This is a genomic window from Dactylosporangium sp. NPDC050688 (assembly GCF_040654515.1).
GTDB lineage: Bacteria > Actinomycetota > Actinomycetes > Mycobacteriales > Micromonosporaceae > Dactylosporangium.
The window spans coordinates 160,994-174,260 of record NZ_JBFAIC010000008.1; the positions used below are offsets into that span (position 1 = coordinate 160,994).

The 13,267-nt window shown below is 71.4% G+C and carries 12 protein-coding genes and 13 tRNA genes; 7 read left to right on the forward strand and 18 right to left on the reverse strand.

Translation table 11 applies throughout. The features are described 5' to 3' along the window. Positions 1-407: 407 nt before the first annotated feature. On the reverse strand, positions 408-2,000 hold the full coding sequence (locus AB0H83_RS10830) for a M4 family metallopeptidase (protein WP_360090382.1): 1,593 nt from the start codon (positions 1,998-2,000) through the stop codon (positions 408-410). Between the two features lie 85 nt (positions 2,001-2,085). Continuing rightward, positions 2,086-2,493: a DUF1801 domain-containing protein gene (locus AB0H83_RS10835; RefSeq protein ID WP_360090385.1), complete on the reverse strand. Its 408-nt coding sequence runs from the start codon at positions 2,491-2,493 to the stop codon at positions 2,086-2,088. A gap of 212 nt (positions 2,494-2,705) precedes the next feature. Between AB0H83_RS10835 and istA the strand changes: the two genes are divergently transcribed. Genes istA through AB0H83_RS10850 form a run of 3 tightly spaced genes read left to right on the forward strand, consistent with a single transcriptional unit; the run spans position 2,706 to position 5,301 of the window. Beyond that, on the forward strand, positions 2,706-4,190 hold the full coding sequence (istA, locus tag AB0H83_RS10840; protein WP_360090388.1) for an IS21 family transposase: 1,485 nt from the start codon (positions 2,706-2,708) through the stop codon (positions 4,188-4,190). Continuing rightward, entirely contained in the window at positions 4,190-4,993 is an 804-nt protein-coding gene (gene istB / locus AB0H83_RS10845) for an IS21-like element helper ATPase IstB (RefSeq protein ID WP_360090391.1), read from the forward strand. The genes istA and istB overlap by 1 nt, the downstream gene beginning before the upstream one ends. Next, a complete protein-coding gene (locus tag AB0H83_RS10850) occupies positions 4,990-5,301 on the forward strand; it encodes a hypothetical protein (protein ID WP_360090394.1) in 312 nt (103 codons plus the stop codon). Before istB ends, AB0H83_RS10850 begins: the two co-directional genes overlap by 4 nt. Positions 5,302-5,409: 108 nt before the next feature. Here the strand turns inward: AB0H83_RS10850 and AB0H83_RS10855 are convergent. From AB0H83_RS10855 to AB0H83_RS10920, 14 genes are all read right to left on the reverse strand, one after another. After that, positions 5,410-5,480 (reverse strand) — tRNA-Cys (locus AB0H83_RS10855). A gap of 12 nt (positions 5,481-5,492) precedes the next feature. Then, positions 5,493-5,566, reverse strand: a tRNA-Arg gene (locus tag AB0H83_RS10860). Positions 5,567-5,576: 10 nt separating this feature from the next. Next, positions 5,577-5,660: transfer RNA gene (locus AB0H83_RS10865), tRNA-Tyr, on the reverse strand. A 14-nt stretch (positions 5,661-5,674) separates the two neighbouring features. Continuing rightward, a tRNA-Asn gene (locus AB0H83_RS10870) sits at positions 5,675-5,745 on the reverse strand. Positions 5,746-5,756: 11 nt separating this feature from the next. Continuing rightward, positions 5,757-5,832: transfer RNA gene (locus AB0H83_RS10875), tRNA-Glu, on the reverse strand. A gap of 20 nt (positions 5,833-5,852) precedes the next feature. Beyond that, positions 5,853-5,929 (reverse strand) — tRNA-Met (locus tag AB0H83_RS10880). A 1-nt stretch (position 5,930) separates the two neighbouring features. Further along, positions 5,931-6,003 (reverse strand) — tRNA-Lys (locus AB0H83_RS10885). 12 nt (positions 6,004-6,015) lie between these two features. Further along, a tRNA-Arg gene (locus AB0H83_RS10890) sits at positions 6,016-6,088 on the reverse strand. A gap of 15 nt (positions 6,089-6,103) precedes the next feature. Beyond that, positions 6,104-6,176, reverse strand: a tRNA-Leu gene (locus AB0H83_RS10895). A 24-nt stretch (positions 6,177-6,200) separates the two neighbouring features. Then, a tRNA-Gln gene (locus tag AB0H83_RS10900) sits at positions 6,201-6,273 on the reverse strand. A gap of 42 nt (positions 6,274-6,315) precedes the next feature. Continuing rightward, a tRNA-Gly gene (locus AB0H83_RS10905) sits at positions 6,316-6,390 on the reverse strand. A gap of 67 nt (positions 6,391-6,457) precedes the next feature. Then, positions 6,458-6,530, reverse strand: a tRNA-Gly gene (locus AB0H83_RS10910). A 1-nt stretch (position 6,531) separates the two neighbouring features. Then, positions 6,532-6,605 (reverse strand) — tRNA-Glu (locus AB0H83_RS10915). Between the two features lie 391 nt (positions 6,606-6,996). Next, positions 6,997-7,569 (reverse strand): histidine phosphatase family protein, encoded by a 573-nt coding sequence (locus AB0H83_RS10920; protein WP_360090397.1) that lies wholly within the window; start codon positions 7,567-7,569, stop codon positions 6,997-6,999. A 37-nt stretch (positions 7,570-7,606) separates the two neighbouring features. Between AB0H83_RS10920 and AB0H83_RS10925 the strand changes: the two genes are divergently transcribed. Continuing rightward, a complete protein-coding gene (locus AB0H83_RS10925; protein ID WP_360090400.1) occupies positions 7,607-8,299 on the forward strand; it encodes a haloacid dehalogenase-like hydrolase in 693 nt (230 codons plus the stop codon). Between the two features lie 156 nt (positions 8,300-8,455). Here AB0H83_RS10925 and AB0H83_RS10930 read toward each other — a convergent pair whose 3' ends face one another. Both AB0H83_RS10930 and AB0H83_RS10935 read right to left on the reverse strand, forming a co-directional pair. After that, positions 8,456-9,367 carry a 5'-3' exonuclease gene (locus AB0H83_RS10930; RefSeq protein WP_360090402.1) on the reverse strand — a complete coding sequence of 304 codons (912 nt, stop codon included), beginning with the start codon at positions 9,365-9,367 and terminating at the stop codon, positions 8,456-8,458. 56 nt (positions 9,368-9,423) lie between these two features. Further along, positions 9,424-10,371, reverse strand: a complete 948-nt coding sequence (locus tag AB0H83_RS10935; protein WP_360090405.1) for a sensor histidine kinase — start codon at positions 10,369-10,371, stop codon at positions 9,424-9,426. A 166-nt stretch (positions 10,372-10,537) separates the two neighbouring features. On the opposite strand from AB0H83_RS10935, the gene AB0H83_RS10940 reads away from it, so the two are divergent. Genes AB0H83_RS10940 through AB0H83_RS10950 form a run of 3 tightly spaced genes read left to right on the forward strand, consistent with a single transcriptional unit; the run spans position 10,538 to position 13,261 of the window. Continuing rightward, the gene (locus AB0H83_RS10940) at positions 10,538-11,632 is read left to right on the forward strand and encodes a Xaa-Pro peptidase family protein (protein WP_360090408.1); all 1,095 of its coding nucleotides are present in this window, start codon (positions 10,538-10,540) and stop codon (positions 11,630-11,632) included. Next, on the forward strand, positions 11,632-12,774 hold the full coding sequence (locus tag AB0H83_RS10945; RefSeq protein ID WP_360090483.1) for an acyl-CoA dehydrogenase family protein: 1,143 nt from the start codon (positions 11,632-11,634) through the stop codon (positions 12,772-12,774). Before AB0H83_RS10940 ends, AB0H83_RS10945 begins: the two co-directional genes overlap by 1 nt. Before the next feature lie 46 nt (positions 12,775-12,820). Further along, the gene (locus tag AB0H83_RS10950) at positions 12,821-13,261 is read left to right on the forward strand and encodes an Lrp/AsnC family transcriptional regulator (protein WP_360090411.1); all 441 of its coding nucleotides are present in this window, start codon (positions 12,821-12,823) and stop codon (positions 13,259-13,261) included. Positions 13,262-13,267: the final 6 nt, after the last annotated feature.

Consider the following 13,267-nt stretch of genomic DNA (forward strand, 5'->3'; position numbering starts at 1 on the left):
GTTGGTGCGTTGGCGGTGCCGGGCGGGCAGGCGACTCGGCCAGCATGGCGCGACAACGGGCCGGCGGCGCAACCAGCCAGCGACGCAACCAGCCAGCGGCGCGCCGACTGCCCCGGGCGTGCATACGACCGGCAGCGCACACGGGGAGGGCCCGACCACCAGGTGACCGAACCCTCCCCGCCGTCCGCGCTCACTCACAGATCCCGCCTGGCGTCGCCAGCACACGCCACCGACGTCGTCAAAGCCGACCGGCACGTCCCGCCCCGCCACGACCAGCAGGCGCGACCCGACACCGACCGCCAGGAGCTGCCCGCCACGACCGGCAGGCGCCGCCCGCCACGACCGGCAGGCGCCGCCCGACCTGACCGGCGGGCGGCGCCTCGACGCGGGCGGGCGGCCCGAAGCCGCTACGGGCAGGCGGCGTCGTTGCCGGCGACGTTGACCGCGGTCCACGCGGCCTTGACGGCCTTGTACTCGGTGGAGCAGTTGCCGTACAGGTCGGCGGCCGCGCGCAGCGAGTACGCCCGGGCCGTGTTGCCCGGGTTGGCGGTGTTGACGTAGGAGGTGTTGGACGTGAAGTACAGGTTGACGGCGCGGAACCAGATCAGCTCCGCCTTCGACCGGCCGATGCCGACGACGGCGGGCGCGGAGCCGCAGACCGGCGACGTGCCGTAGGCGGTGCTGCCGGTGCCGTTGGCGAGGTTGAAGAAGAAGTGGTTCGCCACGCCCGAGGAGTAGTGCACGTCGACGTTCTTCGTGCTGCTCGACCAGCAGCTGTGCGAGGAGCCGTCCAGCGACGGGTTGTACATGTACCGCAGCGGCGTCCCGTTGCCCCGGATATTGATCTTCTCGCCGATCTGGTAGTCGCCCGGGTCGGCGGAGGTGTTGGCGTAGAACTCGACCATCGAGCCGAAGATGTCGCTGGTGGCCTCGTTGAGACCGCCGGACTCGCCGGAGTAGGTGAGGCCGCCGGAGACGATGTTCTCGGTGACGCCGTGGCTCATCTCGTGGCCGGCCACGTCGAGGGAGACCAGGGGCCGGCTGTTGCCGGAGCCGTCGCCGTAGGTCATACGGCTGCCGTCCCAGAACGCGTTGACATACGCGTTGCCGTAGTGCACCCGCGACGGCACGCCCGCGCCGTTGCCGAAGATGCCGTTGCGGCCGTGGACGTTCTTGAAGTAGTCGAACGTCTTCGCCGCGCCGAAGTAGGCGTCCGCGCCGGCGGACTGGCGGTTGCTGTTGGCGTTGGTGCCCCACACGTTGTCGGCGTCGGTGAAGACGGTGCACGTGCCGGAGGTGCGGTTGTTCATGTCGCAGGCGGTGTTGTTGCCGTGCGACGGGTCGCTCATGCGGTAGGTGCCGCTGCTGAGCGTCGTGTCGATGGTGACGTTGCCGGAGTAGATGGTCTTGCCGGTGCCGGCCACGGTCTCGATCTCGTCCCAGGAGCCGAGGACGGCGTTGCTCGTCGCGTCGGTGACGACGTGCAGCACGGACGGGGTCTGCCCGTCGGGCGCCCAGCCCTCCACCACGCTCTCCCAGGCCAGGCGGCCGGTGCCGCTGGAGGCGTCGACCATGAGCTGCGGCGTGCGGGTGGCGGTCACCTTGCCGGCGAACGCCGCCTTCGCGGTGCGCTGCGCGGCGACGGCCGGCACCGACGGAGTGACACTGAGCTGCAGCGGCGCGTCGAGGCTGTTGGAGGTGCCGGCGTAGCCACCCTTGGCGTCGGTGTGCACGACGACGTCGCCGCCGTAGACGCGCAGGCCGTGATAGGTGCGGGTGTAACGCACGTGGGCCGCGCCGGTGGTGTCGACCTCGGTGCGGTAGACCTGGAACGCGTCACCGCCGGCGACCTTCGCGTCGGCGGCGTGCAGCCGCAGCGCCCGGTCGGTGGCGCTGACCGTGCTGCCCGACACCTCGAAGCTCGGTGCCGCGAACGCCGGGGTCGCCGCCGCAGGCGTGACGAGCACGGCGCCGATCAGCGCCGCGATGCTTTTTCTCACTGGCCCTCCCTGGATGGGTCGATCCGTGACGGGTGACGTCACGCATCGACGTATATCAGGGTATGAATGTCCGGTGAACCCCTTGTCACAAGGTCATGCGAAACGAGCGGCCGACGATCTCGCGCAGCACGGCGTCGTCGGCGTCGCCGACGCGTTTGAGATACAGGCAGCTCTTGCCGACGGTGTGCGGCCCCAGCCGGTCGAGCAGGTCCTGGTATAACTCCAGGCCACCGCCGAGATACAGCACCGTCTGCGCCTTGCGCGGCGAGAAGCTGACGGCCGGCATGTCACCCTCCCGGCCGGACTCGTAGCGGTAGTGCCGGGACCCGAAGCCGACGATGGCGCTGCCCCACATGACGGCGGGCTGCCCGGTGACGGCACCCATCAGCGTGACAAGATGCCGGGCGTCGGCGCGGCGCCGCTCGTCGGCGACCCCGTCGACGAACGCGCCGACATCACCGTCGCCGGCGATGGTCAGGTTCGTGTCAGCCATGCCGCACACGCTACGACAGGGGTACGACAGTTTCGCCGCCGTCGAGCCGGGCGGCGCCGGCTGTCCGTGGCCATGGAAAAGTCTCCGGTTGTGGCCAGTGAAAGTCCCCACCTCGCAGGGGGCGTGTTGATCGGCCGGTGAGGGTCCTTCGGGGCCTGGAATCGGGGTTGCGAAGCCAACCGATCAGCAAGAGCCCCGAAGGACTGCCTCTATTGAAGACTGCGAGGGAAGAGTTGGACATCGTCAACGCGTACGAGGAGATGGGCAGCATGCGTGCCGCGGCCGATTTGTGCGGTACGACGCACAAGACGGTCAAGCGTGTGTTGGAGCGTCGGGTGGTGGGTCAGCGGCCGGGTCGGCGTCGGGCGCCGCGGCCGGGGCTTGCGGAGCCGTTCACGGATCTGATCTTTGGGAAGGTGAAGGCGACGGATGGCCGGATCACCGCGAAGCGGCTGCTGCCGGTCGCGCGGGCGGCCGGCTATACCGGGTCGGCGCGCACGTTCCGGCGGGCGGTTGCGGTGCAGAAAGTGTTGTGGCGTAAGCATCGTAGAGTTTACCGGCCGTGGGTGCCGGAGCCGGGTCAGCACCTGCTGATCGATTACGGCACGGTCACCGGCGGCCCGAACACGGGGATGAAGTTGTTCACCGCGGTGCTGGCCTGGTCGCGGTGGCGGTTCGTGCGGTTCACCCGCGACGAGACCCTGGACACGACGCTGCGGCTCCTCGCTGAGTGTTTCGAGGCCGCGGGTGGGGTGCCGGCCGTGGTTCTCGCGGACCGGATGGGCTGTCTGAAGGGTGGTGTGGTCGCCAACGTCGTGGTGCCGACCGCCGGCTATGTGCGGTTCGCGACGCACTACGGGTTCCGGCCCGATTTCTGCGAGGCGGCCGACCCCGAGTCGAAGGGTGCGGTGGAGGCACTCGTGCGCTACGCGAAGTCGGACCTGGTCGTGCCGGCCGACGACTTCGCCGGTGACCTGGCCGCCGCCAACACAGCCGCCGTGGTGTGGTGCGCCGAGGTCAACGCCGCGACGCACTCGCAGATCGCCGCCGTGCCGCAGCTGCGGCTGGTCGAGGAACGCAAGGTGCTGCGGGTGCTGCCGTCGCTGCGAGCCACGATGCGGCTCGGGGTGGCGCGCAAGGTGGACAAGCTGTCCACGGTGCGGATCGGCTCGGCCCGCTACAGCGTGCCGCACCCGCTGCGCGGTGCCCACGTCGAGGTGAGCACGGCGGATGACCGCGTCCAGATCTGGCACCAGGGCGGCCTGGTCGCCGAGCACCGGCTCGTCCCGCCCGGCTCATCGTCGGTGCTGGACGAACACTACGACAGGCCGCAGCAGGCGCCGGCGCGCTCGGTGCGGCCACGTACCAAGGCCGAGCAGCAGTTCCTGGCCCTGGGCGAGGACGCGGTGGCGTTCCTGCGCGCGGCGGCCGCGGCCGGCACCCACCGGCTGCCGTCGCACCTCGCGGCGATCGCCGCGCTGCGCGAGGCGCACGGCCCTGACGCGCTGAACGCGGCGTTGCGCCGGGCGGTGACCTTCCGCCGGTTCACCGCCGATGACGTGCGCTCGATCCTGGCCGCCGGCCCGGCCGCGCCGACCCCGACCCGGCCCGGGTCCACCCTGGACGTCGCGCTGCCCGCGGTGCCGACCCGGTCGCTGGACGCCTACCGCACCGACACGCTGCGGGAGGTGGCGTGATGCCCCGCGCCGGCACCGTCGCCCCACCCACCCCGCTGCCGGCAGTGCCGGCGCTGCCGGCCGACCTGGCCGACGGGCTGCGCCGGCTCAAACTCGGCACCATACGGCGCCTGGCACCCGAGGTGCTGCACACCGCCAAGGTCCAGCGCTGGACACCCGAGGAAGTCCTGCGCACCCTCATCGAGGCCGAATGCGCCTCCCGCGACGAGTCCAACCTGCGCACCCGGCTACGCGGCGCCGGGTTCCCCGTCACCAAATCCCTGGAGGAGTTCAAGGTCACCGCGTCCTCGGTGCCCCAGGCCACCTTCGACTACCTCACAAGTCTGGAATGGATCCCCAAGGCGGAGAACCTCTGCCTGGTCGGACCAGCCGGGACCGGCAAAAGCCACCTCCTCGTCGCGCTCGGCCACGCCGCCGTCGCCGCCGGGCACAAGGTCCGCTACCTCACCGCCGCCGAACTCGTCGAACAGCTCTACCGCGGCGTGGCCGACAACTCCGTCGGCCGGGTCATCGACACCCTGCTCCGACACGAACTCGTCCTCATCGACGAGATCGGGTTCGCGCCGCTGGACGACACCGGCACCCAACTGCTGTTCCGGTTCGTCGCCGCCGCCTACGAACGCCGCGCCCTCGGCATCGCCTCCCACTGGCCGTTCGAACAATGGGGACGATTCCTACCCGAACACGTCACCGCCACCAGCCTCCTGGACCGGCTCCTGCACCACGCCACCGTCGTGGTCACCGAAGGCGAGTCGTTCCGCATGCGCGAGGCCCGCACCAGAACCGGCAGAAGGACACCATGACCAACCCCCGCAGCCCACACGACCCCGGCCACGCACCCCCCGACAACACTCACCCACCGCCCGACAAGCTAATCCCCGTCCCCGAGACGCTGATCCGATCAACCATCGACTCGCTGGAACGCCTTGACGAGTTCTTCCGACGCTACGCCAGCCCAGGACTACGACAGGACCTGCGCGCCTACGCACAAGCCCAGGGCTGGCACCCCACCACCGGGCCAGGCGCGCTCCTGGACGCCATCGCCTTCGGCGCCCACGCCCTGACCCACGCCCTCAACGACCGAAAGGACAGCGACACGAGCGTGCCCTGACATGGCCAGAGGTGGGGACATTCACTGGCCACCAGTGGCTACTTCCACATGGCCGTTGACACCGGCCCGGGACTCCCCGCTCCACAGTGGATGACGTACGTCTGATCGAGGCCGAAGCCGGATTCGAACCGGCGTGTACCGCTTTGCAGGCGGCCCCCTGGCCCCTCGGGCATTCGACCGTGCCTCGTGCGTGCCCCCGGCTGGACTCGAACCAGCGACCTTCAGGATCGGAACCTGGTGCTCTGCTCCACTGAGCTACGAAGGCGTTGCGTGCGTGCGGGTGGAGGGATTCGAACCCCCTGAGCGCGATGGCACCTGGGTTACAGCCAAGCCCGACTCTCCCACGTCGGCGCACCCGCGTGATGTGGTGTTGCTCCGGCGCCCGGATTCGAACCGGGACCTGAACGGTTAACAGCCGTGTGCCCTGCCGCCTGCGCCGCCGGATCGGTACTGAGCAGCGCGGACGGGCCTCGAACCCGCACAGTGTCCCGGGTGAAAGCCGGGCGACTCTCCCAATTCGTCCACCGCGCCGTGTCGTGCTGTACAGGAAGTTGCGAGGGTGGGATTCGAACCCACGATGCTCCGGCGTATGAGACCGGTGAGGACGACCGAACTCCTCCACCTCGCTGTGCGCCGCCGGGGACTCGAACTCCGAACACGCTGATGAAGAGTCAGCAGCTCTACCCGTTGAGCTAGCGGCACGTGGTACGTGCGTGTCCTCGGCTGGACTCGAACCAGCGGCCTCCAGGTCCGCAACCTGGCGCTCTCTCCACTGAGCTACGAAGACGTGTGGTGCTGTGCGTGCCCTCGACGCGATTCGAACGCGCAACTACGACGACCTCAACGCCGTGCCTCTACCTTTGGACCACGAGGGCGTGGCGCCCCTGCCGGGGCGTGCGCTGCAGGCGGAGGACTCGAACCCCCAGAGCCCGGTCCAGAGCCGGGTGTGTTGCCGGATTACACCAGCCTGCAAGGCGCCGGGCGGGGTGATGGCCCGCCCGGCCTGAGAAACTGAGCGGCAACCGGGATTCGAACCCGGGACCTTCGCCATGGCAAGGCGACGCTCTGACCTGACTGAGCTACAACCGCGTGGTGCGCCGGAAGGGACTGTCCCCCTCGCCGTCCCTTCCCGGCGCCGAACTGCTGTGCTGTGCCGAACAGCTCACGGGCATCGAACCCGTTTCTCCGGTTCGGAGGACCGGCGTGTCCGCCGAGTTCACCAGAGCTGCGTCGCCCGTCCGGGGGTTGAACCCGGTCTTCCGGATTGAGAGTCCAGTGGTCTACCTTCCTCAGCCTCACGGGCGCTTCAATTGCACTTTTATATAGACGTGCGTCATCCACTGTGGAGTTTTCAAAGAACAGCATTCATCGCGGGAAAGGGGGCAAAGAAAAACCGCCCGATTCCCGGTCCGGGAAGGGCGGCGGGGTGCCGTGCCAGCGGGATGCTAGCCGCTCCACCTGCCCTGGTGCTTCGAAAGTCGCTCCTGGCGACGTCCGCGATAGCCTCGGAGACCGCCCTCGAGCACGGCTTCCCCGCCGCCGAGCGGACACTGCCGCTGCGGTGCGTTCGAGGGGAGCCGATTCATGGCCTGTCTCCTGTCGCTTCGTGTTTCATCCGGTGTTGATGAATACGATAGGCCGCCGCCGCCACGGCGACAACCCTATTTATCGAATGTTTGCGGGGAGCGAATTCGGTCAGTGGACCGGCGAGTTCCAGGTGCGGATCGACGGGCGGTCGTGCTCGTGGCCGAGGACCGACAGGGTGGCGGTGTCGAGGCTGAGCCGCGCGCCGAAGGTGACCGGCTCGCCGAGCCAGCGGGCGGCGAGGGCGCGCGACGCGTGGCCGTGGCCGACGACGGCGACGTCGCCGAGCACGAGCATCGGGGCGAGGCGGGACAGGAACCGGTCGAGGCGGTCGGTGACGTGCTGCGGGGTTTCGCCGCCGGGGCAGCCGTCGCTCCACAGGTCCCAGCCGGGCCGCTCGGCGCGGATCTCGGCGGTGGTGCGGCCCTCGTACGCGCCGTAGTCCCACTCCACGACGTCGGCGTCGACGGTGGTGACGGTGAGGCCGGCGAGCTCAGCGGTGCGCTGGGCGCGACGGCGGGGGCTGCTGACGACGGCGACGAACGCCGCCGTGACGAACGCGCGGCTCAGCGCGCGGGCGCGGTCCTCACCTTCGGGGGTGAGGTCGAGGTCGGTCACCGACGTGTGCCGCCCGGTGGCGCTCCACTCGGTCTGGCCGTGCCGCACCACCACGATGTCGCCCATCCGCATCATTCTGCCCTGCTTCGCTACAGTGCGTCCCGTGGACGAGGTTCTGGTGCTCTGGGATGTTGACCATACACTCGTCGACGTCGATGGGCTCGGTCGTGAGGCGTACGATCTGGCGTTCCTGCGCCGGCACGGGCGGCCGGTGACCCATCAGCCGCCGATGGCGGGGCGCACCGACCGGGCGATCGCGCAGGACGTGCTGCGGCTCAACCGCGCCCCGGCCGGCGAGGCGGACCTGGAGGCGCTGCGGGTCGCGGCGGAGGCGGCGTTCGAGGAGCTGGCGCACCTGCTGCCGGTCCGCGGGCGGGCACTGCCGGGCGCCCTGGACGCGTTGCGCACCGTGGCCGGGGTGCAGTCGGTGCTGACCGGCAACCTGCGGCGCATCGCCGAGGTGAAGCTCGGCCCGTTCGGCCTCGTCGAGCACCTGGACCTGGACGCCGGCGCGTACGGCTGGAGCCACGCGGTGCGCGCGAACCTCGTCGGGGTCGCCAGGTCGGCGGCGAGGCAGCGGTACCAGTGCGACTTCGACGGCAGGAGGACGGTGCTGGTGGGCGATACCCCGCTGGACGTGGAGGCGGCGCTGCTGACCGGTGCCGGCGTGGTGGCGGTGGCGACGGGCCGCTACAGCACGGACGAGCTACGCGCCGCCGGGGCGCACGTGGTGCTGCGGGACCTGTCGGACACCGCGGGCGTCGGCGAGGCGATCAACCGCGCCCGCGGCCGGTAGAGCGGCCAGCAAAAGCGCCGGCAAGACCGGCCGGCAGGACCGGCCAGCAAGACCGGCCAGCAGGACCGGCCAGCAAGACCGGCCAGCAAGACCGGCCAGCAAGACCGGCCAGCAAGACCGGCCAGCAAGACCGGCCAGCGAAAGCGGCCGGAAACGCTACCCGGCCGCGAGGGCGTCGACGATGCGTTTCGTGGCGCCCGCCAGGCCCCAGCGTTCGGCGAGGGCGAGCAGCGCGTCCGGGTCGGCCGGCGCGGTCGGCAGCTTGGTCTCCAGCTCGCCGAGCGGGATGGTGCGGGCCACGGCGACCACGTCGCGGGCGGCGGTCAGGTACTCGCGCCCGGCGGCGATCTTCACGCGCAGGCCCGGGGCGAAGCCGGACGCGGGGTCGTCGAGGGCGGCGAGGATGCCGTCGAGGCCGCCGTACCGCTCGACGAGCCGCGCGGCGGTCTTCTCCCCGACGCCGGCGACGCCCGGCAGGCCGTCGGACGGGTCGCCGCGCAGCGCCGCGAGGTCGGCGTAACCGGCGGCGGGCACGCCGTACTTGGCGCGCAGCGCGGCGTCGTCGAGGACCTCCAGCTTGGCGACGCCGCGGCCGCAGTACAGCACGGTGACGCCGCGGGCGTCGTCGATGAGCTGGAACAGGTCGCGGTCGCCGGTGGCCACCTCGACCGGGCCGGGCTCGCGGGTGGCGAGGGTGCCGATGACGTCGTCGGCCTCGTAGTCTGCGGCGCCGACGGCGGTGATGCCGAGCGCGGCGAGGAACTCCAGGATGATCGGGACCTGGACGGACAGGGCGTCGGGCACCTCCTCGCCGCCGGCGGGGGTGAGCCGGTGCGCCTTGTACGACGGCAGCAGCGCCACCCGCCACGCCGGGCGCCAGCTCTCGTCGAGGGCGCACACGAGGCGATCGGGCCGGCGGCCCCGGATCAGGGTCGTCAGCATGTCGAGGAAGCCGCGCACCGCGTTGACGGGGGTGCCGTCGGGGGCGAGGGCCGCCTTCTCGGGCACGCCGAAGAAGGCGCGGAAGTAGAGGCTGGCGGAGTCGACGAGCAGCAGGGGACGGGCCACCCGGCCAGCCTGCCATGAACCGCGCCGGGAGCGAAGCGACGCCCCGGGAAGGTCCGCTACCGCAGCACGTGTACGCGGGTTGTGGTGCCGGTCTGGCTGGTGTGCCGCTGCACCAGGTCGGCGAGGAAGTGCACCATGACGAGCCCGCGGCCGCCGCCGTCGGCGGGGCGCAGCCGGCCGGCCATCACGTCGGTGACGTGGCCGAAGTCGCGGACCTCGCACACCACGCGCACGTCGTCGTGCCAGGTGCGCAGCGTGCCGGAGCCGCCGGCGTGCATGACGCTGTTGGTGGCCAGCTCGTTGACGGCGCTCTGCAGATCGCTGATGCGGTCCGGCGGCAGGTCCGCCTCGAGGCCGATCCCGGCGACGGCCCGGCGGACCTTGACCAGGTCGCCGACCTCGAAGCGCAGCGTCGTCGCGCCCAGCGGCGGCTCGGACAGCGGCACGTTGTAGGCGTCGGTGATGCCGTACGGGTCGTAGCCGTCGCTCGGGAACCGGTTGCCCGCGTCGATCATGACCGGGTGGGTCGCGTAGGAGTCCTTGAGCATGTGCGGGTGCAGGCGGCCGGTGTCGTACGGGCACAGGATCGACGCGTCCCGGCCGGCGAACGCCACGTTGACCATCGCCTCGTGCTGGACGCAGGCCGGGTACTCGTCGTCGGAGCGGTCGCGCCAGATCGGCTCGCCGACGACGCGGACCCGGCGGCCGGCGTGCTCGTCCATGAACTTCGACAGCAGCCACGGGATGATCCGGCCCGGGTTGCGGCCGGCCTCGGTGATGTCGTGGAACGTGACGACCTCGGCGAACACGCCGAGGCGCTCCTGGATCAGCCGCACGTTGGCCGGCGGCACGGCGACGGCGACGGGCTCGCTGAGGGCGACGCCGTCGTAGATGAACTTCATCGTGCCGTCGAGGTAGCTCGCCTGGTCGTGATATAGCAACGCCTCATGGACGAACGGCTCGGTGAACCGGTCGCCGGGCGCGCGAGCGCTGCGGTGACTCATGAGATGCGCTGCTCATCTCGATTCGGCTACAGCTCGGTCCTGGCCTTGTCCTCGAGCTTCGCCTGCAGACTACGCCCACGGCCCGCTCGCTGGCACCTATCCGTTGGTATCGACCCCGCACGGGCGCGGTCGACCCGGAACCCGAACGAACGTTAAGCTTGCATGCGTGCCCCAGAAGGAACAGCGACTCCGTGCCGCTCAGCTCGCCGCCACCGCGGCCGGGCTCGACGCGCTGCTCATCCCGCCCAGCGCTGACCTGCAGTATCTCACAGGCTACGACGCGCACGCACTGGAGCGGCTGACGCTGCTCGTGCTGCCCGCCGACGGCGAGCCGACCCTGATCGTGCCCCGCCTGGAGCGGCCCGCGGCCGAGGCCGCCGACCCCCGCGGCGTGCGCATCGTCGACCACGTCGACGGCAGCGACCCCTACGAGCTGGTCAGCGCCGCGCTCGGCGGTAAGCCCGAGGCCGTCGGGCTGGGCAACCGGATGTGGGCCGAGCAGGTGCTCGCCCTGCGCGACGCGCTGCCCGGCGCCGAGCAGCGTCTCGCCGGCGCCGTCCTGGCCGGGCTGCGGCTGCGCAAGTCACCCGACGAGGTCGAGGCGCTGCGCCGCGCCGGGCAGGCCATCGACACCGTCCACGCCGAGATGGGCCGGTGGCTGCGCGCCGGGCGCACCGAGAACGAGGTCGCCGCCGACATCGCCGCGGCGATCCGCGCCGCCGGGCACGCCACCGTCGAGTTCACCATCGTCGCCGCCGGGCCCAACGGCGCCAGCCCCCACCACGGCACCTCCGACCGCGTCATCGCCGCCGGTGAGCCCGTCGTGGTCGACATCGGCGGCCGGATGCCCGACGGGTACTGCTCCGACGCCACCCGCACCTACTGCGTGGGCGAGCCGCCCGCCGAGTTCGCCGCCTACTACCAGGTGCTGTTCGAGGCGCAGCGCGCCGCCGTCGCCGCCGTGCGCCCGGGCGTCACCGCCGCGTCCGTCGACGCCGCCGCCCGCGACCTCATCGCCGCGGCCGGCTACGGCGACGCGTTCCTGCACCGCACCGGGCACGGCATCGGCCTGGACGGGCACGAGGAGCCGTACATCGTCGCCGGCAACGACATCCCGCTGGAGCCGGGCATGGCGTTCTCCATCGAGCCCGGCATCTACCTCGCCGGCCGGCACGGCGCCCGTATCGAGGACATCGTCGTGTGCACGGCCGACGGCGCCGACCGGCTCAACACCCTGCCGACCGAGCTGGTGATCCTGTGATCAGCGGCCCGGCGCGCAGCGTCGTCGAGCGGGTGCTGCCGACCGAGGAGGCCGCGGACCTCATCGGCCTGGTCCGCGAGATCGCCGACGGCGAGCTGGCCCCGCGCGTCGACGAGTTCGAGGCCCGCGCCCAGTTCCCCCGCGAGCTGTTCCGCCTGCTCGGCCGGGCCGGGCTGCTCGGCCTGCCCTTCGACGTCGAGCACGGCGGTGGCGGCCAGCCGTACGAGGTGTACCTGCAGGTCCTCGAGGAGCTCGCGGCCCGCTGGCTCGCCGTCGCCGAGGGTGTCTCGGTGCACAGCCTCGCGTGCTACCCGACCGCCGCGTTCGGCTCCGAGACGCAGCGCAAGCGGCACCTGCCCGACATGCTCGGCGGCGAGCTGCTCGGCGCGTACTGCCTGTCCGAGCCGCACAGCGGTTCCGACGCCGCCGCGCTCAAGACCAGGGCCGAGCCCGACGCGGACGGGTACACGGTCCGCGGCACCAAGGCCTGGATCACCCACGCCGGCAAGGCCGACTTCTACAACGTCTTCTGCCGCACCCCGGAAGGCATCTCGTGCCTGCTGGTGGACGCCGGCACCCCGGGGCTGCTGCCGCAGGCGCCGGAGAAGACCATGGGGCTGCGCTCCTCCACCGTCGCGCAGGTCGTCCTGGACGGCGCGCACGTGCCCGCCGACCGGCTCCTCGGCGAGCCCGGCGGTGGCTTCCGCATCGCGATGAGCGCCCTGGACGGCGGCCGCCTCGGCATCGCCGCCTGCGCGGTCGGCCTCGCCCAGGCCGCGCTGGACTACGCGGTGGCGTACGCGAAGGACCGCGAGCAGTTCGGCCGGCCGATCATGGAGTTCCAGGGCGTCGGGTTCATGCTCGCCGACATGGCCACCCAGATCGCCGCCGCCCGGGCCCTGTACCTGGCCGCGGCCCGGCTGCGCGACGCCGGCCGCCCGCACGGTGCCGAGGCCGCGAAGGCGAAGCTGTTCTGCACCGACACCGCGATGCGCGTCACCACCGATGCCGTGCAGGTCCTCGGCGGCGCCGGCTACGTCTCCGACCACCCCGTCGAGCGGTACATGCGCGAGGCGAAGGTGCTGCAGATCTTCGAGGGCACCAACCAGATCCAACGCCTCGTGATCGCGCGGTCGCTCTGAGAATCGAGCCTGCGTCGCGATCACCGTACGGGTTAGGGTTCGTGCCGTGGAAGAGACCGATCGCGCGATCGTCGCGGCACTGGCCGTGGACGGCCGCCTGTCCTACACCGACCTCGCCGAGCGGGTCGGGCTGTCGGTGTCGGCGGTGCACCAGCGGGTGCGCCGCCTCGAGCAGCGCGGCGTCATCAACGGCTACGCCGCGCGGCTCGACCATGACGCGATCGGCCTGCCGCTGACGGCGTTCGTGGCGATCCGCCCGCTCGATCCGTCACAGCCCGACGACGCGCCCGACCGGCTGGCGAAGCTGCCGCAGATCGAGTCGTGCTACTCCGTCGCGGGTGAGGACTTCTACATGCTGCTCGTACGGGTGGAGAGCCCGCTGGCGCTGGAGCGGCTGCTGCAGGAGATCCGCTCCGCGGCCAACGTGACGACCCGCACGACGGTGGTGCTGTCGACGCCGTACGAGAACCGCCCGCCCAAGATCTAGCCGCCC

Coding starts and splice junctions, on each gene's coding strand:
- istB (WP_360090391.1), top strand. CDS start 4,190: ATGCCCCGCGCCGGCACCGTCGCCCCACCCACCCCGCTGCCGGCAGTG.
- AB0H83_RS10935 (WP_360090405.1), bottom strand. CDS start 10,371: ATGAGTCACCGCAGCGCTCGCGCGCCCGGCGACCGGTTCACCGAGCCG.
- AB0H83_RS10835 (WP_360090385.1), bottom strand. CDS start 2,493: ATGGCTGACACGAACCTGACCATCGCCGGCGACGGTGATGTCGGCGCG.
- AB0H83_RS10850 (WP_360090394.1), top strand. CDS start 4,990: ATGACCAACCCCCGCAGCCCACACGACCCCGGCCACGCACCCCCCGAC.
- AB0H83_RS10920 (WP_360090397.1), bottom strand. CDS start 7,569: ATGGGCGACATCGTGGTGGTGCGGCACGGCCAGACCGAGTGGAGCGCC.